A 22,799-nucleotide genomic window follows, 5' to 3' on the forward strand; every position below is an offset into this window, starting at 1 on the left:
CGGGGGGGCCGGGGGGCGGGGCCCCCCCGCCGCGCCGACCGGCCCCGCGGGCCCCGCCCCCCCGGGCCGGGGGGGGGGGCCCCCCCCCCCCCCCCCCCCGGCTCGGGCTACCGGGAGTACCGCGACGAGGACATCCGGCGGATCTTCCACATCGAGAGCCTCCGCTCGCTGGGGCTGTCGCTGCGGGAGATCGGCCGGGCGCTCGACGATCCCGGCTTCACCCCCGCGCAGCTCGTCGGCGACCTCATCGAGCAGACCCGGGCCCGCGTCGCCGCCGAGACCGAACTGCTCACCCGGCTGCGCCGCATCGACGCCACCGGCCCCGCCAGCTGGGACGACGCCCTCCAGGTCGTGGCGCTCCTCCAGGCCCTGGGCTCGGCCAGCAAGGACGCCCGGCAACGCGCCGCGCTGTCCTCGGGCGACGAGGTCCCCGTACCGGCGGAAGCGCTGGTCGAGGCGGCGCTGAGCGAGACGGAGCCCAATGTCGCCGGGGCTCTCCGCTGGGCGCTGGCCCGCTCCGGCGGCGGCTCCACCGGCCTCCTGGCCCGGGCCCTCGGCTCGCCGTCGGCGGCGGTGCGCGAACGGGCGGTCAGGACCCTCGCCGCGCTCCCCGGCGACGAGGCGACCGACCGGCTCCGCCACGGCCTCGGCCACCCCGACCCGGTGGTCCGCGGCCAGGCGGCCCTCGCCCTCGGCGGACGCGGGGAGCCCGGCGCGATCCCGGAGCTGGTGGAGATGGTCGTGGACGGCAGGAACGACACCGACGCGGCCGACGCGCTCGGCGCCCTCGCCACCGACGACGGGGCGGCGGACGCGATCGCGGCCCGGCTCGTCGACCGCCTCGCCGACGCCGCCACCGCACCCCCGGCCCGGGGCCGCCTCACCCAGGCCCTCGCCGACATCCCCGGCCCCGTCGCCTCCCGCGCCCTCACCGAGCTGACCGGGGACGACGACCCGGCCGTGGCCCTCACCGCGACCTACCTCCGCAGGCTCCGCGACACCCCGTGACCGGGGGACACCCGGCCGGCCGGGTGCGCCGGTCCGCCCGGGCCGGCGGTTTCGGCCGTCCGGCCCAGCGGGCCGTGTCGGTGCGCCGGGGCCGGACGCGGCGGGGCTGCAATGCCGCTACGACGTCGGTCCTCGTCGGCCGGCTGGAGCAGAACCCGACGCTCGCCGCCATCCCGAACACCCTCTTCCTCGCCGGCGGGCTCCCGATCCACCACCAGGGCTCGCCGATCGCCGGCATCGGCGTCGCGGGCGCGCCCAGCGGCCTCCAGGACGAGCAGTTCGCCCACGCCGGCATCGACGCCCTCGCGCACTGACGCGCCGCCGTCCGGCTACGCCGTCACCGACGGGTCCGCCGCCCCGCTCGTCTCCCAGGTGAGGTGGGCGGAGGCGGCGAGGGCCCGGAGGAAGGCGGCCGCGTCGAACAGCTCGCCGGCGGAGACGACCCCGGTCGTGCGGGTCCGGCCGGTGAGGATCCGGTGCACCGCCTCCACCGCGAGCGGCGCCGTGACGGCGTAGATGTCCCGGCCGGTGGCCACGGCCCGCCGCTCCGCGCCGCCGGAGCGGACGACGACGTCCACGAGGAAGGTCTGCGCGGACCGGCCGCGCTCGTCGACCGCCGTCGGGGCCGGCGTGTCCGCGCCGGTGACGCCGCCGGCCGCCTCGGTCGACATGTAGGTGGTCACCGTGGGCACGGACAGATGGCTCGGGATGGTCACGACATCGGCCATGGTGAACTCGCCGACGACCGGCCGCGGTCCCATGGGGGCGGGGAACGGCCAGGTCAGCGTGGGCAGTTCGTCGGTGTGGTACTCCAGGCGGCCGCCGGTGAAGCGGACCCGCCGGCCGCCGCGCCGCTCCGCCGACACCTTCCCGGCGAGCCGGGTCCCCTCCGTGGGCTCCCAGCCGCTCAGCCCGTACGCGACGTGCGCCTCGTCCGCCGCCGTCCAGTCGCCCATCGCGGCGGTGGCCAGCAGGTCGCCGAGACCGCCGTAGAACGCCATCGCCGGGAGGACCACCGCGCCGGCGGCCCGCGCGCGGTCGGCGAACCGGGCGAACGTGTCGGCGTTGGCCTCGATCTCGGCCGCCACGTCGACGTACGGGATGCCGGCCCGCAGCGCCGCCTCGATCACCGGCGCGGCGGTGGTGGCGAACGGCCCCGCGCAGTTGACCACGGCGTCGGCGCCGGCCAGCGCCCGGTCGAGCGCCGCCGGATCGTCGACCGCCGCGGGGCGGACGTCGAGCCCGGGGTACCGCTCCGCCAGCGCGCGCAGCTTCCGGCCGTCCCGCCCGGCGAGGACCGGGACGAACCCGCGCTCGCGCAGGTGCGCCACCACGAACCGGCCCGTGTGTCCGTACGCGCCGTACACCGTCACCGTCTGTCCTGCCGCCATGAGGTCACTCCCCGTGCTGTGCCGCGTCCGGTCGACTGCGGCCCGTGGTGACCATCCTGGAATGGTTGAATGCGCAACGGTGAGTGTCGGAAACGACGTGCCCCATACACTTCCGGACATGACCTCAGTCGCGCTGGCCGTCACCGACGGGATGCTCCACTTCGAACTCGCCATCGCCCACGAGGTGTTCGGATCAAAGCCGGACGCGGTGACCGTCCCCTGGTACGACCTCGTCGTCTGCGGACCCGGTCCCGTCCCCTTCGGCCCGTTCCGGCTGCGGCCCGACCACGGCCTCGACCGGCTCCGGGACGCCGACACCGTCGTCGTCCCCGGCTGGGCCGACGTCGACGCGGCCCCGCCCGCCGCACTCGTCGACGCCGTGCGCGCGGCCCACGCGGCGGGCGCCCGCGTCGTCTCCCTCTGCACCGGGGCCTTCGTGCTCGCCGCCGCCGGACTGCTCGACGGCCGCCGCGCCACCACCCACTGGGCCCACACCGACGCCCTGGCCGCCCGCCACCCCGAGGTGGAGGTCGACCCGGACGTCCTCTACGTGGACGACGGCAGCGTCCTCACCTCGGCCGGCAAGGCCGCGGCGCTCGACCTCTGCCTGCACCTGGTGCGCCTCGACCACGGCTCGTCCATCGCCAACACCGTCGCCCGCAGGCTCGTCGTGCCCCCGCACCGGTCCGGCGGACAGGCCCAGTTCGTCACCGCCCCGGTGCCGGCCCAGGACGACCACCCGCTGACCGCCCTGTTCCCCTGGGTCGTCGAGCGCCTCGACCGGCCGCTGACCGTCGAGGACCTGGCCCGGCGGGCCGGGATGAGCTCGCGCCACCTGACCCGCCACTTCCGCGCGGCCACCGGCACCACCCCGCTGCAGTGGCTGCTCGCCCAGCGGATCCGCCGCGCCCAGGAACTCCTGGAGCGCACCGACGACGGCGTCGACGCCATCGCCGCGGCCACCGGCATGGGCACCGCCACGACCCTGCGCCGGCACTTCAACCGGACCCTGGGGGTCCCGCCGGACAGCTACCGCCGCACCTTCCGCACCCGCACGGGACGCGCCACCGCCGTGGCGCCATGACGGCGGCGCGTCCCGTGCGGGCCGTGCGTCAGTAGGTCAGGATCCCGGGGTCCGTCACTCCCTCCGCTCCCGTCTCCACGTGTCCGGCCAGGCGGCGCACGTAGTCGGTGTGCGCGGCGGACGTGACGGTGACGTCGTACCACCGGCCGGACGCCGCCAGCGGCACCGAGTGGCGGACGGTCGCGCCGCGGGCCACCGTCAGCGTCTGCGGGGTGCCCGCGTAGGCGTGGGCGACGGTCACCGTCGTCGTCGGGCCGGCGTTGGTGAAGGTGAGGTCCAGATCGCCGGTGGTGGCGTTGTGGCGGGCGGTGACCTCGGGGACGGCGGTCTTGCCGGGGGAGCGGAAGCGGCACAGGAAGCCGTTCGGGCCGTGCACGGTGAGGTCGGTGGTGCCCTTGGAGTACTTGGTGTTCCAGGTGTCCGCGATCGACGCGCCGGCCGCCGCCGTGTACGTCCAGGGGGCGTCCGTGCGGTTCGCCGAGGTCACGTAGAACTGGGCGCCGGCGGACGGCCCGCCGCTGAAGGAGAGCCGGAAGGTGCCGGCCGTGGTGTCGGCGCTGCCGTCCACGTACGGGGCGTACGTGAGAGGGCGGGTGGGCTTGGACCCGGGCTCCTGGCGGGGCATCGACCCGACGGCCGGCGCCGTGGCCGGGAAGTCCGGGTGGCGGTCGCGGTCCGGCGGGTAGTAGCCGGCCGTCGGCGGCAGCGCGACCGGCTGCGGCTGGGCACGGGTGAAGTCGAAGGCCGAGGTCAGGTCGCCGCAGACGGCCCGCCGCCAGGGCGAGATCTGCGGCTCCTGGACGCCGAAGCGGCGCTCGATGAAACGGATCACCGAGGTGTGGTCGAAGGTCTCGGAGCAGGTGTAGCCGCCGGTGGACCACGGGGAGACGACGATCATCGGGACACGGGGCCCGAGGCCGTACGGTCCGGCGACGTACCCGGTCTTCCCCGGGAAGTGGTCCAGCGCGGTCGGGGTTGTCGACAGGCCCTGCGCGGCCGAGGCCGGCACGTACGGCGGGACGACGTGGTCGAAGAAGCCGTCGTTCTCGTCGTACGTGATGAACAGCGCCGTACGGGCCCACACGTCCGGGTTCGACGTCAGCGCGTCGAGGACCTGCGCGATGTACCAGGCGCCGTAGTTGGACGGCCAGTTGGAGTGCTCGGAGAACGCCTCGGGCGCGGCGATCCAGGAGACCTGCGGCAGCCGGCCGCCCTGCACGTCGGCGCGCAGCCGGTCGAAGAACCCCTCGCCCGCCTTGGCGTTCGTGCCCGTGCGGGCCTTGTCGTAGAGCGGGTTGCCGGGCTGGGCGTTGCGGTAGGTGTTGAAGTAGAGCAGCGAGTTGTCGCCGTAGTTGCCGCGGTAGGCGTCGCTGATCCAGCCCCAGGAACCGGCCGCGTCCAGGCCGTCGCCGATGTCCTGGTAGACCCGCCAGGAGATCCCGGCGGCCTCCAGGCGCTCGGGGTACGTCTTCCAGCCGTAGCCGGCCTCGGCGTTGTTGAGGACCGGGCCGCCGCCGGTGCCGTCGTTGCCGGTGTGACCCGACCAGAGGTAGTAGCGGTTCGGGTCGGTCGAGCCGATGAAGGAGCAGTGGTAGGCGTCGCAGATCGTGAACGCGTCGGCGAGCGCGTAGTGGAAGGGGATGTCGTCCCGGGTCAGGTACGCCATGGTCGCCTTGGTCTTGGCGGGTATCCACTGGTCGTAGCGGCCCTGGTTGAACGCCTTCTGGCCACCCGCCCAGTCGTGGTTGAGCCCCTGGAGGAACTCCATGCCGAGCTGCGCGCTCTCCGGCCGGAAGGGCAGCGTCACCTTCGAGCCATCGGCCTGGTTCCACACGGACTTCCCGCTGGGCAGCGTGACCGGACGGGGGTCGCCGAAGCCGCGGACGCCCTTCATCGCCCCGAAGTAGTGGTCGAAGGAACGGTTCTCCTGCATCAGGACGACGATGTGCTCGACGTCCTGCAGGGTGCCGGTGGACCCCTGCGCGGGGATGGAGGCGGCGCGTGCGATGGACTCGGACAGCGCGCTGAAGGCGACGGCGCCACCGGCGAGCTGAAGGAACCGGCGGCGATCGAGGTCGGCCATGGGGGAGTAGTCCTCCGGAAGTCGAGCGGACGGAAACGGAACGGCGGCCGGAGACCGGCGTTGGAGCGCCCCAAGAAGAGCGCCCGAGAGCCACCGCCCCACGACCGTCCCGTGACTTCCCGCTGTACACCCGGCGAAATCCCCTGCGGCAGGGGAACCGGCCTCGACCGCAGGGCCCGGGTGCGGGGTGGGGGAGGGGGTCGGGGACGATGGGGTGGTGATGTATCTGGACAGACGACTCGCCGGCAGCTGGTTCGGTGCCGTCGTCAATGTGATGGAGTCGACCGACATCGACTTCCTGCCCGACGGCTGGGGCTGGAGCACGCTGGACAGCGTCAGCGGACAGCTGTCGGTCTCGCGCTTCCGCTGGTCCACCCCGTCCGCCGGGGTGCTGCGGCTCCGCTTGTTCTGGGAGGTCGGCGGGGAATCCGGCGTGGGAGGGTTCAAGGCCGTCGAACACGTCGAGCCGAGCGAGGAGGTCGTCGTCGTGCGGTACGCGCTCGAACGACGACGGCACCCCGTCTCGGAGACGTACGAGGACGCGCTCGTGGTGGACCCCGCGATCGACTACGAGTCCGTCTTCTACCGGGGCGTCAGCATGCCGACGGCCGCAGACGACCCCTCCGCGCAGGCCGTGCCCTACCCGCCGGCGCCGCGCCCCGCCGCCCCGCGGCGGTAGCCCCGTACACCGTCGCCGCGACGGACGACAGGGCCGTCCGGCCCCCCTCCCGTGGGGCCGGACGGCGGTTGCGCCCCGGTGCCACACTGACGCGCGCCCCGTTCGTGATCTTGTGGGGCCGGTACGGGTGCCGGTCCCCGCGCGGCGGGCGTGCGACGCGTGGAGGACGACGTGCAAGAGGTGCCGATGACGGCGGCGGACCGGACGGAGCCGTGGGGCGCACGGCAGGCGGCGGAGCACCGGAGGCCGGGCGGGCCCGGCGCCGCGGGGACCGGCGGGTACGACGAGTACCACGCGCTCCTCGCCCGGCAGGACGCCATGCGCCTGCGGCAGCGCCTGCTCGCCCCGGCCCGGACGACCGCAGCCGCCCCGGCGCCGGTCTCCTCCGACGGGCGCGCCGACCGGGAGACCATCCGGCGGTACCTGCCGCTGGTCACCCCCTTCGACGGCCTCATCGCCCACCTCTACCAGGCCATGTTCGAGCAACACCCCTATCTGCGAGGGCTGTTCCCCGACTCGATGGACTTCCAGCGGGCCCACCTGGAACGCGCCTTCTGGTACCTCGTCGAGAACCTGGACCGGCCCGACGAGGTGACCGCCTTCTGCGCCCGGCTCGGCCGCGACCACCGCAAACTCGGCGTCCGACCGGTGCACTTCGAGGTGTTCGAGGCGGCGCTCGCCGAGGCGCTCCGCCGCCGGGCCGGCGCCGCCTGGGTCCCGGAGCTGGAGGACGCCTGGCTGCGGATGGTGCGGTTCGCCGTCGCCGCCATGGTCGACGGCGCCGAGGAGGCCGTCGGCGAACCCGTGTCGTGGCACGCGACGGTGACCGGGCACGAGCTGCGCCGCCCCGACCTCGCCGTCCTCCGGGTGCGGACCGCCGAACCCTTCCCGTACCGCGCCGGCCAGTACACCAGCGTCGAGTCCCCGCGGCTCCCGCACGCCTGGCGCCCGTACTCGATCGCCTGCGCGCCCCGCGCCGACGGCGAGCTGGAGTTCCACGTCCGCCGCACCGGACCCGGCGGCCTCAGCGACGTCCTGGTGACGCACACCCGGGCCGGCGACCACCTGCGGCTCGGCCCCGCCCAGGGGACCGCCACCCTGGACGACGTCCCCGAGCCCGACGCGGCGCGCGACCTGCTCCTCGTCGCCGGCGGTACGGGCTGGGCCACGGCCAAGGCCCTCCTGGAGGAGCTCGCCGTCCGCCGCCCGCAGGGCCGCACCGCACACCTCTTCCTCGGCGCCCGCACCCTGGACGACCTCTACGACACCGCCGCCGTCGCGGAACTGGAACGCCGCCGGCCGTGGCTCCGCGTCGTGCCGGTCGTCGGCGAACACGCCGCGGGCGCCGAGGCGGGTACGGTCGCCGACGCCGTCGTCCGGCACGGCGACTGGTCCCGCCACCTCGCCTACGTCAGCGGACCGCCCGCCATGGTCACCGCCACGCTGGACCGGCTGGCCGACGCCGGACTGCCCGCCGGGCGGGCGCGCCACGACCCGGTCGGCGGCACCGTGCCGCTGCCGCGCGGGCCGCTGACCGGGGCCTGACGCCCGAGGCGTACCCGGACTCAGTCCGCCGCGACCAGCCGGACGCCCGTGACCAGGTCCGGCCGGATCCGGACCACCTGCTCCGGGGCCCGGTCGAGCCACGGGCTGAGCACCGTCGCGTAACGCGCCGCCTCCTCGGGGTCGGTGACCAGCCGGCAGTAACCGGTGACCACCACGCTCCACCCGAGCCGGGTGCCGGTGTCGATCTCGTCGGCCTCGTACGCCACGACGACCCCGCGCGTCCCCGCCTCCCGGGCCCGCCGGGCGAGCGCCGCCCCCTCGTTCGTACGGATCACCACGTCGCCGCCGTCGAGGACGTGGTGGACCGGGCGGATCGCCGGAAGGGCCTGCTCGGTGAAGACGATCCGGCCGAGCGGCACCCCGGCGAGCAGCCGGAGCGCCTCGTCGGGGCGGAGTTCGACCGCCCGTCGACGCGGCGCCGCGGGGGCGGCGCCCTCTCGGACCTCGACCCGGACGGGTGCGGCTTCGTCGTGCACGGTGCCTTCCTGGGAGTTCGGTGGGGCGCGCCGCCGGACGCGCGTCGGGCACGGGGCCCGGTCGTCCCAGTACAGGACGGCCCGGCGTCCCGCGAAAGGGTCCTTCGGCCCCCGGCGGCGTGGCCGACCGGACGTCCCGAACGGCACCGCCCTGCCACAGGCCCCCCGTGCCACACGAATCGCGGCCCGGTGCGCCGACTCCGGTCCGGGGGACGGCCGGACCGGGCGGGGAGACCGGCGCCCCGGGTCGCGGAGGCATTCGACCAAGGAGCGGGACCCGCCTGACAGGGCCGTTCGACCCCCCGGCCCGGGGCCGAAGGGCCCGGCGGCCCCGGTGCCATACTGTCGCTCGCTCCCGGCCGATCACGACCGTGCCGTGGGGCCGCCACCGTCCGCGTCGCCGTCGCACCCCCTGCCCAGGAGTCCTCCGTGAAGCCCCCGACCGCCCGTCCCGCCGACCCGATCCGGGTCTTCCTCCTCGATGACCACGAGGTCGTCCGCCGGGGCGTGCGGGACCTCCTGGAGGCCGAGGAGGACATCGTCGTCGTCGGCGAGGCCGCCTCGGCGCGCGAGGCGCTGGCCCGGGTGCCCGCCGCGCGCCCCGACGTGGCCGTGCTCGACGTCCGGCTCGGCGCCTCCGGCGGCGACCACGAAGGGGTCGCCGTCTGCCGCGAGCTGCGGACCGAACTCCCCGGCCTGGCCTGCCTGATGCTCACCTCGTTCGACGACGACGAGGCCCTGTTCGACGCCATCATGGCCGGCGCCGCCGGATACGTCCTCAAGCAGATCGGCGGCTCGGACCTGGTGACGGCCGTCCGCACGGTCGCCACCGGCCGGTCGCTCCTCGACCCGAGGATGACGGAGCGGGTGATGGCCCGGATCCGCGGCACCGACGGCGGTCCCCGGAACGCGGTGCCCGCCGAGCTCGACCGGCTCACCCCGCGCGAGCTGGAGATACTCGACCTGATCGGCCTCGGCCTGACGAACCGGCAGATCGCCGAGCGGCTCTTCCTCGCCGAGAAGACCGTGAAGAACCGCGTCTCGGCCATCCTCGGGAAACTGGGCGTCGGCCGGCGCATCCAGGCCGCGATGATCGCCGAACGGTTCCGGGAGCCGCACCACGACCCGTCCTGACGGCCCCGGCGCCCCGGCCGGCGTCAGCCGGCGGGCAGCGGTGCGCTCCACACGATCCGGGTGCCGCCCTCCGCCGGTGTCTCCAGCCGGAGCGTGCCGCCGCACTGCTCCGCGCGCGAGCGCATGTTCAGCAGCCCGCCGGTCGGGGCGGCCGTCCCCAGGCCCGCGCCGTCGTCCGTGACGGTCAGCACCAGCCGGTCGGCCGTGTCCGGCACGGAGAGCGTGACCTCGGCCCGGCCCGCCCCCGCGTGCCGGGCCGTGTTGCTGAGCGCCTCCGCCGTGACCGCGAGCACGTGCTCCGCCAGGCTCTCCGGGACGCTCGTCCCGACCGGCCCCGTGATCCGCAGCGCGGGCGGGAACCCGAGGTGCTGGGCGGCCAGTCGGGCCGTCTCCGCCATCCGCCGGCGCAGCGCCGTCCCGCCCGACCGGTCGTCGGCCGGCGTCCGCAGCTGGAGGATGGTCGAGCGGATGATCTGGATCGTGGCGTCCAGGTCGTCCACCGCGCGGGTCACCCGCTCGACCGCCTCCGGCCGCTCGATGACCCGGGTCGCGCTCTGCAGCGTCATCCCCGTCGCGAACAGCCGCTGGATCGCCAGGTCGTGCAGGTCCCGCGCGATCCGGTCGCGGTCGTGGAGCACCGCCAGCTCCTCGGACTGCGCCCGCCGGCGGGCGAGTTCGAGCGCGATCGCCGCCTGGTCGGCGAAGCCGCTGATCAGCTCCGTCTCGGTCGGGTCGAACCCGGGCCGCCCGGCCCGCCGGCTCAGCCGCAGCGCGCCGCACAGCGCGTCGTCGACGGGCAGCGGCACCGCCACCACGGGCCCGTGCTCGGCCTCGCCCGCCTCCGGGGCGCCGCCGTCCAGCGTGCCCGCCCGGGGGTCGGTGCGGACGTCGGTGGTGACGACGGGGCCGCGCGTACGGGCCGCGAGGCCGGCGAGGGAGCCCGACGCCGGGAGCCGCGCGCCCCGGACGCGCGCGGCCGCGTCGCCGTGCGCCACCCGTACCGTCAGGTCGCCGGCCGGCACGGACGGCAGCAGGACGGCGGCGAGGTCGGCGTCGGCCACCTCCATCGCCCGCCGGGCGATCAGCCGCAGCACCTCGTCGGCGTCGGTGCCCGCGAGCAGCGCCCGGGTGATCTCGCCCAGCGCCTCCAGCCGGTGCTCCCGGCGCCGGCTGTCGTGGTACAGGCGCGCGTTGTCGACGGCGACGCCCGCCGCCATCGACAACGCGGTGAGGACGGCCTCGTCGTCCGCGTCGAACGTGCCGCCGCCCCGCTTCTCGGTGAGGTAGATGTTGCCGAAGACCTCGTCCCGGATCCGGATCGGCGCCCCCAGGAACGTCCGCATCGGGGGGTGGTGGGCGGGGAAGCCGAAGCTGCTGGGGTGCCGGGTGAGGTCGTCCAGGCGCAGCGGCGAGGGATTGCGGATCAGTTCGCCGAGGATGCCGTGGCCGCAGGGGGCGGGGCCGATCCGCGCCACCAGCTCGTCCGCCATGCCGACGGGCAGGAACTGGGAGAGCTTGCGCCGGTCGTCGATCACCCCGAGCGCCCCGTACTCGGCGCCGGTGAGGCCGACCGCGGCCTCGACGATGCTCCGCAGCACCTGGGGGAGTTCGAGGTCGCGGCCCAGGTCCGTGACGGCCGCGAGCAGCGCCTGCGTCCGCTCGGGGACGTCGAGCCGCGGCCAGCCCGGCACCGGCCCGCCACCGGTCCCGCCGGTACGCCCCCGCGCCCCGGTGTCGTCCGCCGCCGTCGGGCCGGCTGTCCCGTGCATCTCCGCCGCCTGTCCTCGTCTCGTCCCACACGGGCCGCACCCTGCCGCGACCCCCGTCCGCAGCGTACGCGACCTGCGGGAACGCCCCGGAAGGGCCGAACGGCCCTGCCTTCCGTCCGGGCCGACCGGCCCCGCACCCGCGGCCCGTCCGGGGCCTCTTCGGCCCTGCCCCGCCCCGGCCCGCGCCGACGAGCATGGCCCGGCGGCAATCGGTGTCGAGGAAAGGAAGGTCGTCGTCCGGTGGACGAGACACGCGGTACACGGATCACGACGGAGCAGCCGGCCGGGGCGCGGACCGGCCACCGGGAACGGCCCTCCTGGGTCGGGTGGCTGACCACCACCGACCACAAGCGGATCGGCACCCTCTATCTCTGCTCGGCGCTGTTCTTCTTCGTCGTCGGCGGTGTGATGGCCCTGATGATGCGCGCCGAACTGGCCCGCCCGGGCACCCAGATCATGTCGAACGAGCAGTTCAACCAGGCGTTCACCATGCACGGCTCGATCATGCTGCTGCTCTTCGCCATGCCGCTCTTCACCGGCTTCGCCAACTGGATCATGCCGCTGCAGATCGGCGCTCCGGACGTCGCCTTCCCCCGGCTGAACATGCTCGCCTACTGGCTCTACCTCTTCGGCTCCCTGATCGCCGCCGGCGGCTTCCTGACCCCCGGCGGCGCGGCGGACTTCGGCTGGTTCCTGTACGTGCCGCTGTCCGACGCCGTCCACTCGCCCGGCCTCGGCGCCGACCTGTGGATCATGGGCGTGGCGCTCTCCGGTTTCGGGTCGATCGCGGGAGCGGTCAACTTCATCACCACGATCCTCTGCATGCGCGCCCCGGGCATGACGATGTTCCGGATGCCGATCTTCACCTGGAACGTGCTGCTCACGTCGCTGCTCGTGCTCATGGTCTTCCCGGTGCTCGCCGCCGCGCTGTTCGCGCTCGAATGCGACCGGAAGTTCGGCTCGCACGTCTTCGATCCGGCCACCGGCGGCGCGCTGTTGTGGCAGCACCTCTTCTGGTTCTTCGGCCATCCGGAGGTGTACATCCTGGCGCTGCCGTTCTTCGGCATCATCTCCGAGGTCGTCCCGGTCTTCAGCCGCAAGCCGATGTTCGGCTACATCGGGCTCGTCGCCGCGACCATCGCGATCGCGGGCCTCTCCGTGACGGTGTGGGCGCACCACATGTACGTCACCGGCGGCGTCCTGCTGCCGTTCTTCTCCTTCATGACGTTCCTCATCGCCGTGCCGACCGGCGTGAAGTTCTTCAACTGGATCGGCACCATGTGGAAGGGCTCGCTGTCCTTCGAGACCCCGATGCTGTGGGCCGCCGGCTTCCTGATGACGTTCACCTTCGGCGGCCTGACCGGCGTCATCCTGGCCTCGCCGCCGATGGACTTCCACGTCTCCGACTCGTACTTCGTCGTCGCGCACTTCCACTACACGCTGTTCGGCACGGTCGTGTACGCGATGTTCGCCGGCTTCCACTTCTGGTGGCCCAAGTTCACCGGCAGGATGCTCGACGAACGGCTCGGCAAGATCACCTTCTGGACCCTGACCGTCGGCTTCCACGCCACCTTCCTCGTCCAGCACTGGCTCGGAGCCGAGGGCATGCCGCGCCGGTACGCCGACTACCTGGACGCGGACGGCTTCACCGCCCTCAACACGGTCTCCACGATCGGCTCGTTCCTGCTCGGCCTCTCCTTCCTGCCGTTCTTCTACAACGTCTGGAAGACCAGCCGGTACGGGACGATGGTCGACGCCGACGACCCCTGGGGCTACGGCCGTTCGCTGGAGTGGGCCACCTCCTGCCCGCCGCCCCGCCACAACTTCCACAGCCTGCCGAGGATCCGCTCCGAGTCCCCGGCCTTCGACCTGCACCACCCCGAACTCGCGGAGCTCGACCGCCTGGAGAACACGGCGCACGAGACGGCGGGCGCCCGGTGAGCGGCGTCCTCCTCGCCCTCGGGGCCGGCGCGGTGACGGTCTCCGGCTGCGTCTGGTACGTCCCCGCCGTCGCCGACCTGCGCGCGGGCGCCGACCGCCCGGGGTCCCGCCGCCTCGCCGCCACGGCCTGCCTCGCCGGCTGGTCCACGGCGGCGGCCGTCACCCTGCTCCTGCTCCTCCGCGCCCCGGGCGCCCTCGTCCTCGGCCCGGCCGTCACGGGCGCCACGGCCACGGTCCTCCTGCGCGCCGGAGCGGTGCTGCGCCGGGGCCGGGAACGCCGCGAGGACGCCCGCTGCTGGACGGCCCTCTCGGCCGCCCCGCCCCCGCGCCGCCGGTCCCCCCAGCGGGCCTTCGCCCGCCGCACCGGTGCCGGCCTGCTCCTCGCCACGGTGGCCGCCCTGGCCCTGACGGCCTGGCGGCCCGAGGACGGCGGCCCCACCGGCTTCGCGACGGTCGCCGTGCCCGCCGCGCTCGCCGGCGGCACCCTGATCGCCGCCGCGGTACCGGCCGTGCGGCGACGGGCCGGCTGACGGCGGTCCGCTCAGAGGTGGCCGTGCAGGAGGTCCCGCATCCCGGCGCCGGTCAGGACGCCCGTACCGCTCGCCACCGCCTCCCCGTCCTTCAGGAGGACGTAGGACGGGGCTCCGGCGACCTGGTAGCGCCTGGTCGCGTCCGGGCAGCGGGTGATGTCGACGCGGACGACCGTCAGGCCGTCGGGGTACGCGTCGGCGACGGCGCCCACGACGGGGTCCATCGTCCGGCACGGCTCGATGGCCTTCGGCCACGTGCCGATGAAGTAGGCGAGGACGGGGACGTCGCTCATCCGGAGGATGAAGTCGAATTCCGCGTCCTCACGGGCCTGGTGCACCCGCCGTGCCATGGAGGCTCCTGATCTCGCGTTCTTCCGTACCGCCCCATCATCTCCCGCGCGGCACCGTGACGCCGCCGGCGTCGGCGTGGCGGAGCTCCTCCAGGAGTTCACTCTGGCCCACCAGCAGTTCGGTGAGGATGCGGCGGGCGGCCTTCAGGAGGTCGGCCACGTCGCCGCCGGCGAGGGCGTAGCTGACGGTCGAGCCCTCGCGCACGGAGACCACGATGCCCGACCGGCGCAGCACCGCGAGCTGCTGCGAGAGGTTGGACGGCTCGACCTCGATGTCCTTCAGCAGTTCGCGCACCGGGAGCGGGCCGTGCTGGAGCAGTTCCAGGACGCGGATCCGGACCGGGTGCCCGAGCATGCGGAAGAACTCCGCCTTGGCCTGGTACAGCGGCACCTGCATGCGACGACACTCCCTCCGGATCGACCTGCCCGGACGACACCGGTCCGACGTGCCGGATCCTTGATCCACGGATGGCGGTCATTCTCCCGCCTCCCGGCTCCGACCGCCTCCGACTGATCACTTTCGGATGTGTCGAGTTGAAGAGTTCTTCAACTCGAAGGCATGCGGAGCCGGGAGACGGGAGTGAGGACTACAGCTCCAGATCCGACTCGATGCGCTTGAGCTGGTGCCTGGCCATGGCGAGGTTGGCCCTGTTCTTGTCCAGGACTATGTACAGGAACAGGCCGTTGCCGCCCCGCCCCTTGATCAGCCGGATCAGGTGGTACTGGGTGTCGAGGGTGATCAGGACGTCCTCGATGGCGTCGTTGATCCCCAGCATCTCCATCGTGCGGATCTTCGCCCGGATCACGTCGGTGTTGCCGGCCGCCGCCACGGTCAGGTCGAGGTCCTTGCCGCCGCCCAGCGTGCCCAGGGCCATGCCGCTCGTGTAGTCGACCAGCGCGGCCCCCACGCTGCCCTCGATCGCGCTCATCGCCTCTTTCAGAGACGTCTCCACACTCGCCATCTCTCGGTGCTCCCTTGGTTCTCGACGGCCCGGCACGCCTGCGCGTCCGTGGCCGGGCCGGGCGGTGATCACGGACGTGCTCCACTAGACACCAAGTCGGCGGGGAATGAGGTGCTTTCGCCGGAAGACGATGCCCCGGGCATAGGACAGCGCGCGCTCGCGGACCTCCGCACGGCCGGGACCCGCCGGGTCCCGGACCGCCCCGCCGCCCTATCGTGTGCCGATGAGCTCACACCCCATCGACCGCCCGGCCGACCTCGACGCCGTACGCGACTCCTACGACCGGGTGGCCGACACCTACGCCCACATGATGCTGACCACGGGCATGGGCGACATCCGCGTCCACCCCTGGCTGAAGGCGTCGATCGACGCCTTCGCGGACAGCGTGGGCGACCTCGGGCCCGTCCTCGACGTCGGCTGCGGACCCGGCACGGTGACCGGATACCTCGCGGAGCGCGGGCTCGACGTCTCCGGGGTGGACCTGTCGCCCCGGATGGTCGAGAACGCCCGCCGGCTGTACCCGGACTGCCGCTTCGAGGTCGCCTCGGCCACCGAGCTGGCGCTCGGCGAGGCCACCCTCGGCGGCGTCCTCGGCTGGTGGTCGCTCTTCAACCTGCCCCGTGACGTCCTCCCCCAGGTCCTCGCCCACCTCGCGCGGGCGCTGAAGCCGGGCGGGTCCTTCATCACCGCCACGCACGTCGGCGACGAGGACCTGGTCCGCACCGAGGCGTACGGGGGAGTGCCCGTGCGGTGGACGACGTACAAGTGGCGGCCCGAGGGGTTCGTGGAGCTGATCGAGCAGGCCGGACTGACTCCCGTGGCCGAGCTGCGGCTCCCCGCCGACCAGTTCTCCGGGCCGGGTGTCGTCGTGATGGCCAGGAAGCCCGACTGATCCTCAGGCGACCGGCGGCCGAGGGCCGTTGTCAGTGGTGCCCACTAGTTTCGGAGGTGTTCCAGAGGACGTTCCGACAGGGGGCTTCGATGACGCACGGCTATGCGGGCACCGCGCTGCGGGTGGTACTGACGGATGTCAGCGCGGGGGTGGTGGCGGCGTGGCGCGCCGCCTTCGCCGACGTGCCCGGCATCGAGATCCGGCGGGGTTCGATCCTCGACGAGGACGTGGACGCGTGGGTCACGCCGACGAACGCGGCGGGCCGGATGGACGGCGGCGTCGACGCGGCGATCAAGCGCCACCTCGGCGCCGGGATCCAGCTGCGGGTGCAGCAGGCGATCCGTGACCGGTTCGCCGGGAGCATGCCGGTCGGCAGCGCCGTGTGCGTCCCGTCGGGGGCGACCGTGCCGCGCTTCGTCATCTCCACGCCGACCATGGTCGCCTCCTCGCAGAACGTGAGCGACACGCTCAACGTCGCCATGGCCTGCGCGGCGGCCTTCCAGGCCGTCCACCGGCAGAACCGGAAGGCGCCGGGCAGCATCCGCTCCGTGGCGCTCGTCGGGATGGGCGCCCGGACCGGCCGCGTGCCGGCCCGGGTCTGCGCCAACCTGATGTGGACCGGCTACACGCTCTTCCACGACCACTGGTTCGAGGACGACGACGAGCTGCGCGCCACGATCACCGCCCAGCTCGCGGGGATCGACCAGGCGCCGCACACGACGCGGGTTCGGATCACACCGCCCAAAGGAGCACCGGCCAAAGGAGCCGCAGCCCACGGGGTCTCCAGCAAAGGAGCCGCTGCCAAAGGAGCCGCTGCCAAAGGGCACTGCTTTCGCGGCTGAGCAGGCCCAGCAGGCCCAGCAGGCCGAGTCGGCTGCTCAGGCCCAGCAGGGCGGGCAGGCCGCGTCGGCCGCCGCCCCTGCGCACCACTCCTCCGACCCCGCAGGCACGACCACCGGGAGTTCCCCCGCCATGAGCGACGCGACCACGCCCGCCGCCCAGCCCGACCCGAACGACCCGCTCGCCCTCGCCGACCTCTTCACCGGCGGCGGTGAGCCCTGGCTGCCGCTGCTCAAGCCCGTCATCGAGGCCCGCCCGGACGCCGACCGGTTCATCGGACCGGGCCGCAGCCCGCAGGTCGTCCCGGTCCGCGAGCTCACCTTCCAGGCGCTCAAGCCCCACCCGCCGCACAAGTGGAAGGTCGTCGTCTTCGGGCAGAACCCCTACCCGCGGCCGGAGAGCGCCACCGGCATCGCCATGTTCGACAACACCTTCAACGACTGGAAGGACAGCCAGTTCGGACGGGTCGTCAGCATCCGCTGCCTCATCAAGGCGGCGGCGATGTGGAAGTACGGCATCGTCAAGAAGACCCCCATCGCCGACGTCCGCGCCCTGCTGAAGGAGCGGGACACGGTCCAGCCGCCCGAGTGGTTCCAGGCCATGCTCACCCAGGGCGTCCTGCTCCTCAACGCCTCGCTGACCGCCAGCGCCGACGGCGCCATGGCCACCGACCAGCACACCGGCTTCTGGCGGCCCGTCGCCGAGCGGATCGCCGAGGAGATCCTCCGCGCCAAGCAGGACGCCGAGGACCCGGAGGACCGGGGCGTCGTCTTCGCCTGGTGGGGCGCGCACGCCCGCAGCCTGAAGCGGACCGTGCAGCGGCTGGAGAAGAAGTACCCGGGCGTCGAGGTCCGTCACATCGACCACGCCAACCCGGCCGCCCAGGGCGACATCTTCTGCGACGGCGACCACCTCGCCACCGTCAACGACGCCCTGCTCTCCCTGGGGGCCGACCCCGTCGACTGGCTGCCGAGCAAGGGCTGGAACAAGACCCCGGCCGGTACGGGGAAGGGCGCGGACCCCACCGGCGCCGGCGGCCCGGACGCCGACGTCGCCGCCCGGATGGGCGCCTTCATCGCCTCCACGATGGAGCTCCACCAGCTCTACCTGGAGCGCCTCACCAGCGTCCGCGACGAGGGCCACGTCCTGCCGCCGCTGACCGGCGTGTTCGACACCCCGCTGATGCCGTTCGAGGACGCCGTCGCCCCCGTCACCCGGGTGCTGCGCAGCCTCGGCGGGCACATCGACCGCTCCCGCGAGTTCGGCAAGCGGCGCGCCGACGAACAGGCCGGCGCCGGGCTGTCCGCCGACGCCATCGCCGCCCTCTTCCTCTACACCTGCGAGTCCGGCTTCTACCGGAACATCAACGCCGTGCTCCGCTCCCCGGACCGTGCCCGCGTCGTCCCCTACCTGCCCTACCTGCGGCTGCTCTTCGCCGCGGTGGAGGCGCTCCCGGCCCGTACCGAACCGCTGTGGCGCGGCGTCGCCCTGGACCTGCGCGGCCAGTACCCCGTCGGCGGGACGGTCACCTGGTGGGGCGTCTCCTCCTGCACCTCCGAGCTGGGCGTCGCCCGCTCCTTCCTCGGCAGCCGGGGCAAGCGGACCCTCTTCGAGGTGACGCCGGCCCGCGCGGTGGGCATCCGCAGCTTCTCCGCCTTCACCGGCGAGGAGGAGTACATCCTGGCCCCGGGCACCCAGCTGGAGGTCACCGACGTCAAGGCCGAACGCGGCGGCCTGTGCACGGTGAAGCTGCGGGAGGTGGAGACCCGGCTCGTCTCCTGACGCCGCCGGTGCCGGGCCGGGCGCTCGCCGACGGTCACGTCCCCGGGGGTGGACGTGGCCGTCGAGCGCCCGGCCCGGCGCTGACCTCGCCTTTTCCTTGGCCTGGACTATTGCAGGGAGTGACGGGTTCCGGAAAGATCCCCCGCTGTGACTCTCTTCTTCGCCGTCCTTCTGGGCGTGTTCCTGCTCTCGCTCCACCGCCTCTTCCTCAAGCCCCGTCGGGCCGAGGCCTGGGTGGCGGAGCACTTCGTCGCCACCGACTACGGGCTCCCGCCCCGGGAGGCCCTCGACGCCCGGCGGGCCGGGCCGCCCGCGCCCGCGCACCGGGCGGAGGAGCGGCAGGCCGTCGCCGACGCCGCGTGGGGCGGGGACTGGCAGTCCGCCGCGCGGTACGTCCGGGCGGCGGGCCAGGAGTGGGACGAGCGCTGGCACCGGCTGGAGCTGCTGCTGCACGTGGCCCAGGAGGACGACGCCTGGCTCGACGCCTGGCGTACCGCCGAACCCGGTGACTGCGACGCGGCCACCCTCCACGCCCGGCTGATGGTCCACCGCGCCTGGGAGATCCGGGGCAGCGGCTACGCCCACGAGGTCATGACCTCGAACATGGACCGCTTCCGGGCCATGCTGCCGGCCGCGATCGAGGAGGCCCGGCGGGCCGCCCTGCTGGACCCCGCCGATCCCGGTCCCTGGGTCGTCATGGTCACGGCCGCGCGCGGAGCCCAGTACCGCCCCGCGGAGTTCAGGAAGATCTGGCACGAACTCGCCGCCCGCGCGCCCCACCACTACGAGGGGCACTGGCAGGCCCTCCAGTACTGGTGCGCCAAGTGGTTCGGCAGCGACCGGCAGATGATGCGGTTCGCCCGGCAGGCGGTCCGCAAGGCACCGCCCGGCAGCCCGCTCGCCGGCATCTACCTGCACGCCCTGGGCGAACTGACGGACCGGTCCGGTTCCGACAGGCTGCCCGCCACCCCCCTGGCCAGGGGCGCCCTGAAGCAGGTCGCCGCCTCGCTCGACCAAGTCGCGCCCGACGACGATCGCCTGCCGGGCCTGCGCCACCTCCTCGCGGACGCCATGCTCCGGTCGATGATGTACGGGCCCGCCCTGGAGCAGTTCCGCCTGATCGGACCGTGGTGCGGAGCGCAGCCCTGGCGGAAGGACGGCGAGCCCGTCCTGGCCTTCGAGCGGGCCCGCGGCACGGCCGTGAAGCTGTCCGGGGCCCGTCCGGTCCCCACGCCGCGGACCCACGGGATCGCCCGCTGACCCACCGGGGACCGGCTCAGGGGCCACCCGCCGCCACGTCCGACGCGGACAGGTCGCACAGCGCCTCGCGATCCTGGCGCGCCGTCTTCGTCAGCAGGGCCGCCACGTGCTTCTCGACCGTGCGGGGCGAGATGTAGAGGCGGCCCGCGATGGCCTTGTTGCTCAAACGTTCCGCCAGCAGCTGGAAGACCTCGTACTCCCGGACCGTCACCCCCAGCGTCCGCAGCGGGGCCGGGATCCGGTCCGCGCCGCTGCGCCGCTGCCGCACCGGCGCGCCCGACTGGCGGAGCAGCGCCCGGCAGGCCCCCGCCACGTCCGGCACGGCCGCGGCGTGGAAGTGCTCCTCGGCGCGGCGGAGCCAGCCCGCCGGATCGCCCCAGCCGTCCTCCAGCGCCGCCTCCGCGGTCAGCCGCAGCCCCAGGTGGAGCGTGGTCGGATAGGGGGCGGCCAGCAGCTCCGCCTCGGCGACGGCCGCCACGGCCGCCGCCGCCTCGTCCGAGCGCCCCAGCAGCACCGCGTGGGCCAGCAGCACGAACTGCCGGTTCCACCGCATCCGGCTCGCCGAGGTGGCCGAGGCCCGCCGGTACTCGTCCCAGCCCGCCTCGCCCGCCAGCACGTCGAGGAGCAGCCGCAGCCCGTGCAGGCCGCTGAGGTGGAAGGTCGTCGGACTGTCCCGCTCCTGGGCCCGTGCCCGGTCCAGCTCCGCGAGCGCCAGCGGCCGGTTCTCCTCCAGGAGCGCGCAGAACGCCCGCGCCAGCCCGATGCACAGCGGCTCCTCCTGGGAACCCGCCCCGTCCCAGCCGGTGAACTCCCGCAGCGCCGCCTCCATCGACGCCCGGTCCCCCTGGTGCGCCGCCAGCGTCGCCCGGGTCATCAGCACGTACCGGACCACCGGCGCCAGCCGCAGCCGGACCGCGGTCGTCAGCACCTCGTCGCCCAGGCGCGCGGCCTCCTCGAACCGGCCGACCAGCACGGCCTGGAGGACGAGGATGGCGTCGATCGAGTACGCGATGGTGACCGCGCCCAGCCGCAGCGCCTCGTCCCGCGCCAGCTCCAGGGTGCGGGTCTCGCCGTCCGCCAGCCACTCGTTGCCGCCGATGCGCACCATCGCGTACGTCCGCGGGATCGGCATCCGGTGTTGTTCCGCGATCCGCCGGGCCCGCTCGAAGCACAGCCGCGCCTCGTGCAGGTCCCGCTCCCGGGCCAGCACCCCCAGCAGCTCCCACGCCTGGCAGGCCACGGCCGGCAGCGCGCCGGCGTCGGCCGCCGACACCGCGGCCCGGGCCAGCTTCTCCGCCGTCTCCGTGCGGTCCGGGCCCGGCGTGTCCAGGGCCAGATAGGCGGCCACCACGTCGACGGCGGCCGTCTGCGCCGGATCCCGCACGGTCTCCAGGAGCGCCCGGGCCTCGGCGATCTGCGCGTTGCCGTCGGCCCAGCGGCCCGCCAGATGGGCCACCTTGGCGAGCCGGGTGTGCAGAACGGCCAGCCGGCCGGCCTCGACGCCCGCGCCGACCAGTTCGTGCAGGCCCTCCGCGCGCTCGAAGGCGCGGTCGAACTCGCCGCTCTCGGCCAGCGCGGGCAGCAGCGACTCCAGCACCTCGGCCCGCGCCACCCAGTCCTGGCGCTTCGCCAGCAGCTCGTCGGCGCCCAGCAGCAGCGACACGCCCGAGCCCACCGCGCCGTCCGCCAGCGCGCGCCGGCCGGCCTCCGAGAAGAGCCGCGCCGCCCCCACCTGGTCGCCCGCGTCCCGGCGCAGCGCGGCCACCAGCGGGCACCACTCGCCGGGCAGCCCCGGATGCAGCTCCTCCACGACCTCGGCGGCCCGCCCGGACAGCTTCGCCCGGTCGGTGGGGGTGAGCTGGGCGAGGAGCGCCTCGGCGGTGAGCGGATGCCGGAACGCGTACCAGTCGGGCGCCGGTTCGTCCGGTACGACCAGCTGGGCGGCCACGCCCGCGTGCAGCAGCCCGAGCAGGCCGTGGTCGTCGGTGTCGGACATCCGCTGGAGCACCGACAGCGGGAAGCGGCGGCCCAGCACGGCCGCCGCCGACAGCAGCGTCCTGCCCTGCGGCCCCAGCCGGTCGGTGCGGTGCGCGATGCCCCGCACCAGCGTGCTCGGCACCTCGGTGCGCAGCGGGCCGACCACCTCCCAGGCGTCGCCCCGGTGGACCACGGTGCCGTGGCCGATCATGCCGTGCAGCAGTTCCTCGACGACGAACGGGTTGCCGGCGCTGGTGTCCCACAGCCGGGCCACCAGCTCGCCGGGCACCCGGTCCACCGCACAGTCCAGGCACGAGGCGATCATCCGGGCGACCTCGGGCCGGTCCAGCGGCCCCAGGCCGAGCAGCACGCCGGAGCGCCGCTGGGTGACCGAGTGCGCCAGGTCCAGGGCGGCGCACTGCTCGGCGCGGGTGGTGGCGAGCAGCACCACCGGCAGGTGTTCCAGGTTGTCCACCAGGTACTCCAGGACCACCAGCGTCTCGGTGTCGGCGTCGTGCAGGTCCTCCAGGACGAGCAGCGCGCCGCGCTCCCTGGAGACCACCGAGAGCAGCCGCAGCACGGCCTCCGCGAGCACCACGAGCGAGCCGCCGTGCTGTGCCTCGCCGGCCCAGTCGGGGACCAGGCGTCCCAATACCGGGCGGAACGGGCCCAGTTCGCCCTCGTCCCACGGCTCGCCGCCGCGGAAGAGCGACATCAGGGCCTCGGTGAGCGGCCGGAACGGCACCATCGGGCCGATCGTGCTGCCCCGGCCGCGGAGCACCCGCATCCCGGCGGAGAACGCCTTGCCCGTCGCCTCGGCCGCCAGCCGCGATTTGCCGATGCCGCCGTCGCCGACCAGGAAAACCGTGCTGCCGCGCCGCTCGCGAACCAGGTCGAGGGCGCGCTCCAACTGGGCGATTTCCGCGTCACGTCCGACGAGGAGGGGCGCTCGGGGATGCATGCCCGCGAATGTACCTGTTCATGTGGTCGTCCAAGCGACGCTGTGTCAGGTATTCGTCACGCCCCGAAAGGAATGCGCCACCCGCCGGGGCGGGGCCGGTCCCGGTCACGGCGG

At 74.3% G+C, this 22,799-nt stretch carries 20 protein-coding genes; 12 read left to right on the forward strand and 8 right to left on the reverse strand.

Annotated features, from left to right (window positions below; genetic code table 11):
* Nucleotides 1-1,008: HEAT repeat domain-containing protein (locus ACFW1I_RS10140; RefSeq protein WP_384668247.1), on the forward strand; the 1,008-nt coding region annotated here is incomplete at its 5' end.
* The gene (locus ACFW1I_RS10145) at nucleotides 1,005-1,322 is read left to right on the forward strand and encodes a heme-binding protein (RefSeq protein ID WP_384668250.1); all 318 of its coding nucleotides are present in this window, start codon (nucleotides 1,005-1,007) and stop codon (nucleotides 1,320-1,322) included. The genes ACFW1I_RS10140 and ACFW1I_RS10145, both read left to right, overlap by 4 nt.
* A 15-nt stretch (nucleotides 1,323-1,337) precedes the next feature.
* On the opposite strand, the gene ACFW1I_RS10150 is transcribed toward ACFW1I_RS10145, so the two are convergent.
* Nucleotides 1,338-2,399, reverse strand: a complete 1,062-nt coding sequence (locus tag ACFW1I_RS10150) for a saccharopine dehydrogenase family protein (protein ID WP_384668252.1) — start codon at nucleotides 2,397-2,399, stop codon at nucleotides 1,338-1,340.
* Nucleotides 2,400-2,517: 118 nt separating this feature from the next.
* Between ACFW1I_RS10150 and ACFW1I_RS10155 the strand changes: the two genes are divergently transcribed.
* Nucleotides 2,518-3,483: a helix-turn-helix domain-containing protein gene (locus ACFW1I_RS10155; protein WP_384668255.1), complete on the forward strand. Its 966-nt coding sequence runs from the start codon at nucleotides 2,518-2,520 to the stop codon at nucleotides 3,481-3,483.
* Between the two features lie 28 nt (nucleotides 3,484-3,511).
* Here the strand turns inward: ACFW1I_RS10155 and ACFW1I_RS10160 are convergent, their stop codons facing one another.
* On the reverse strand, nucleotides 3,512-5,566 hold the full coding sequence (locus ACFW1I_RS10160) for a phosphocholine-specific phospholipase C (RefSeq protein WP_384668256.1): 2,055 nt from the start codon (nucleotides 5,564-5,566) through the stop codon (nucleotides 3,512-3,514).
* A 220-nt stretch (nucleotides 5,567-5,786) separates the two neighbouring features.
* On the opposite strand from ACFW1I_RS10160, the gene ACFW1I_RS10165 reads away from it, so the two are divergent.
* Both ACFW1I_RS10165 and ACFW1I_RS10170 read left to right on the forward strand, forming a co-directional pair.
* Nucleotides 5,787-6,245, forward strand: a complete 459-nt coding sequence (locus ACFW1I_RS10165) for a hypothetical protein (protein WP_384668258.1) — start codon at nucleotides 5,787-5,789, stop codon at nucleotides 6,243-6,245.
* Nucleotides 6,246-6,563: 318 nt separating this feature from the next.
* Nucleotides 6,564-7,790, forward strand: a complete 1,227-nt coding sequence (locus ACFW1I_RS10170) for a globin domain-containing protein (RefSeq protein ID WP_384668297.1) — start codon at nucleotides 6,564-6,566, stop codon at nucleotides 7,788-7,790.
* 20 nt (nucleotides 7,791-7,810) lie between these two features.
* Here ACFW1I_RS10170 and ACFW1I_RS10175 read toward each other — a convergent pair whose 3' ends face one another.
* Nucleotides 7,811-8,287: a pyridoxamine 5'-phosphate oxidase family protein gene (locus ACFW1I_RS10175; protein WP_384668261.1), complete on the reverse strand. Its 477-nt coding sequence runs from the start codon at nucleotides 8,285-8,287 to the stop codon at nucleotides 7,811-7,813.
* A gap of 429 nt (nucleotides 8,288-8,716) precedes the next feature.
* Between ACFW1I_RS10175 and ACFW1I_RS10180 the strand changes: the two genes are divergently transcribed.
* Nucleotides 8,717-9,421 (forward strand): response regulator, encoded by a 705-nt coding sequence (locus ACFW1I_RS10180; protein WP_384668263.1) that lies wholly within the window; start codon nucleotides 8,717-8,719, stop codon nucleotides 9,419-9,421.
* A gap of 23 nt (nucleotides 9,422-9,444) precedes the next feature.
* On the opposite strand, the gene ACFW1I_RS10185 is transcribed toward ACFW1I_RS10180, so the two are convergent.
* Nucleotides 9,445-11,190, reverse strand: coding sequence for a GAF domain-containing protein (locus tag ACFW1I_RS10185; RefSeq protein WP_384668266.1), 1,746 nt, complete (start codon nucleotides 11,188-11,190; stop codon nucleotides 9,445-9,447).
* Nucleotides 11,191-11,454: 264 nt separating this feature from the next.
* Between ACFW1I_RS10185 and ctaD the strand changes: the two genes are divergently transcribed.
* Nucleotides 11,455-13,131: a cytochrome c oxidase subunit I gene (gene ctaD / locus ACFW1I_RS10190; protein WP_384668299.1), complete on the forward strand. Its 1,677-nt coding sequence runs from the start codon at nucleotides 11,455-11,457 to the stop codon at nucleotides 13,129-13,131.
* The gene (locus ACFW1I_RS10195; RefSeq protein WP_384668269.1) at nucleotides 13,128-13,661 is read left to right on the forward strand and encodes a hypothetical protein; all 534 of its coding nucleotides are present in this window, start codon (nucleotides 13,128-13,130) and stop codon (nucleotides 13,659-13,661) included. Before ctaD ends, ACFW1I_RS10195 begins: the two co-directional genes overlap by 4 nt.
* Before the next feature lie 11 nt (nucleotides 13,662-13,672).
* Here ACFW1I_RS10195 and ACFW1I_RS10200 read toward each other — a convergent pair whose 3' ends face one another.
* From ACFW1I_RS10200 to ACFW1I_RS10210, 3 genes are all read right to left on the reverse strand, one after another.
* The gene (locus tag ACFW1I_RS10200) at nucleotides 13,673-14,011 is read right to left on the reverse strand and encodes a thioredoxin family protein (RefSeq protein ID WP_384668271.1); all 339 of its coding nucleotides are present in this window, start codon (nucleotides 14,009-14,011) and stop codon (nucleotides 13,673-13,675) included.
* A gap of 37 nt (nucleotides 14,012-14,048) precedes the next feature.
* Entirely contained in the window at nucleotides 14,049-14,408 is a 360-nt protein-coding gene (locus ACFW1I_RS10205; protein WP_384668274.1) for an ArsR/SmtB family transcription factor, read from the reverse strand.
* Between the two features lie 190 nt (nucleotides 14,409-14,598).
* Entirely contained in the window at nucleotides 14,599-14,973 is a 375-nt protein-coding gene (locus ACFW1I_RS10210; protein ID WP_384668277.1) for a hypothetical protein, read from the reverse strand.
* 223 nt (nucleotides 14,974-15,196) lie between these two features.
* Here ACFW1I_RS10210 and ACFW1I_RS10215 point away from each other — a divergent pair, with 223 nt between their 5' ends.
* The 4 genes from ACFW1I_RS10215 (at nucleotide 15,197) to ACFW1I_RS10230 (ending at nucleotide 19,747) form a co-directional block, all read left to right on the forward strand.
* Complete coding sequence (locus tag ACFW1I_RS10215; protein ID WP_384668279.1) at nucleotides 15,197-15,865, forward strand: class I SAM-dependent methyltransferase; 669 nt, start codon at nucleotides 15,197-15,199, stop codon at nucleotides 15,863-15,865.
* Nucleotides 15,866-15,954: 89 nt separating this feature from the next.
* Complete coding sequence (locus ACFW1I_RS10220) at nucleotides 15,955-16,707, forward strand: macro domain-containing protein (RefSeq protein WP_384668283.1); 753 nt, start codon at nucleotides 15,955-15,957, stop codon at nucleotides 16,705-16,707.
* A 130-nt stretch (nucleotides 16,708-16,837) separates the two neighbouring features.
* On the forward strand, nucleotides 16,838-18,487 hold the full coding sequence (locus ACFW1I_RS10225) for an ADP-ribosyltransferase domain-containing protein (RefSeq protein WP_384668284.1): 1,650 nt from the start codon (nucleotides 16,838-16,840) through the stop codon (nucleotides 18,485-18,487).
* Between the two features lie 147 nt (nucleotides 18,488-18,634).
* Nucleotides 18,635-19,747, forward strand: coding sequence for a hypothetical protein (locus ACFW1I_RS10230; protein ID WP_384668286.1), 1,113 nt, complete (start codon nucleotides 18,635-18,637; stop codon nucleotides 19,745-19,747).
* Nucleotides 19,748-19,763: 16 nt separating this feature from the next.
* Here ACFW1I_RS10230 and ACFW1I_RS10235 read toward each other — a convergent pair whose 3' ends face one another.
* The gene (locus ACFW1I_RS10235) at nucleotides 19,764-22,685 is read right to left on the reverse strand and encodes an AAA family ATPase (protein WP_384668289.1); all 2,922 of its coding nucleotides are present in this window, start codon (nucleotides 22,683-22,685) and stop codon (nucleotides 19,764-19,766) included.
* Nucleotides 22,686-22,799: the final 114 nt, after the last annotated feature.

Origin of the sequence: Streptomyces sp. NPDC058955, assembly GCF_042741435.1 — a bacterium.
Lineage (GTDB): Bacteria > Actinomycetota > Actinomycetes > Streptomycetales > Streptomycetaceae > Streptomyces.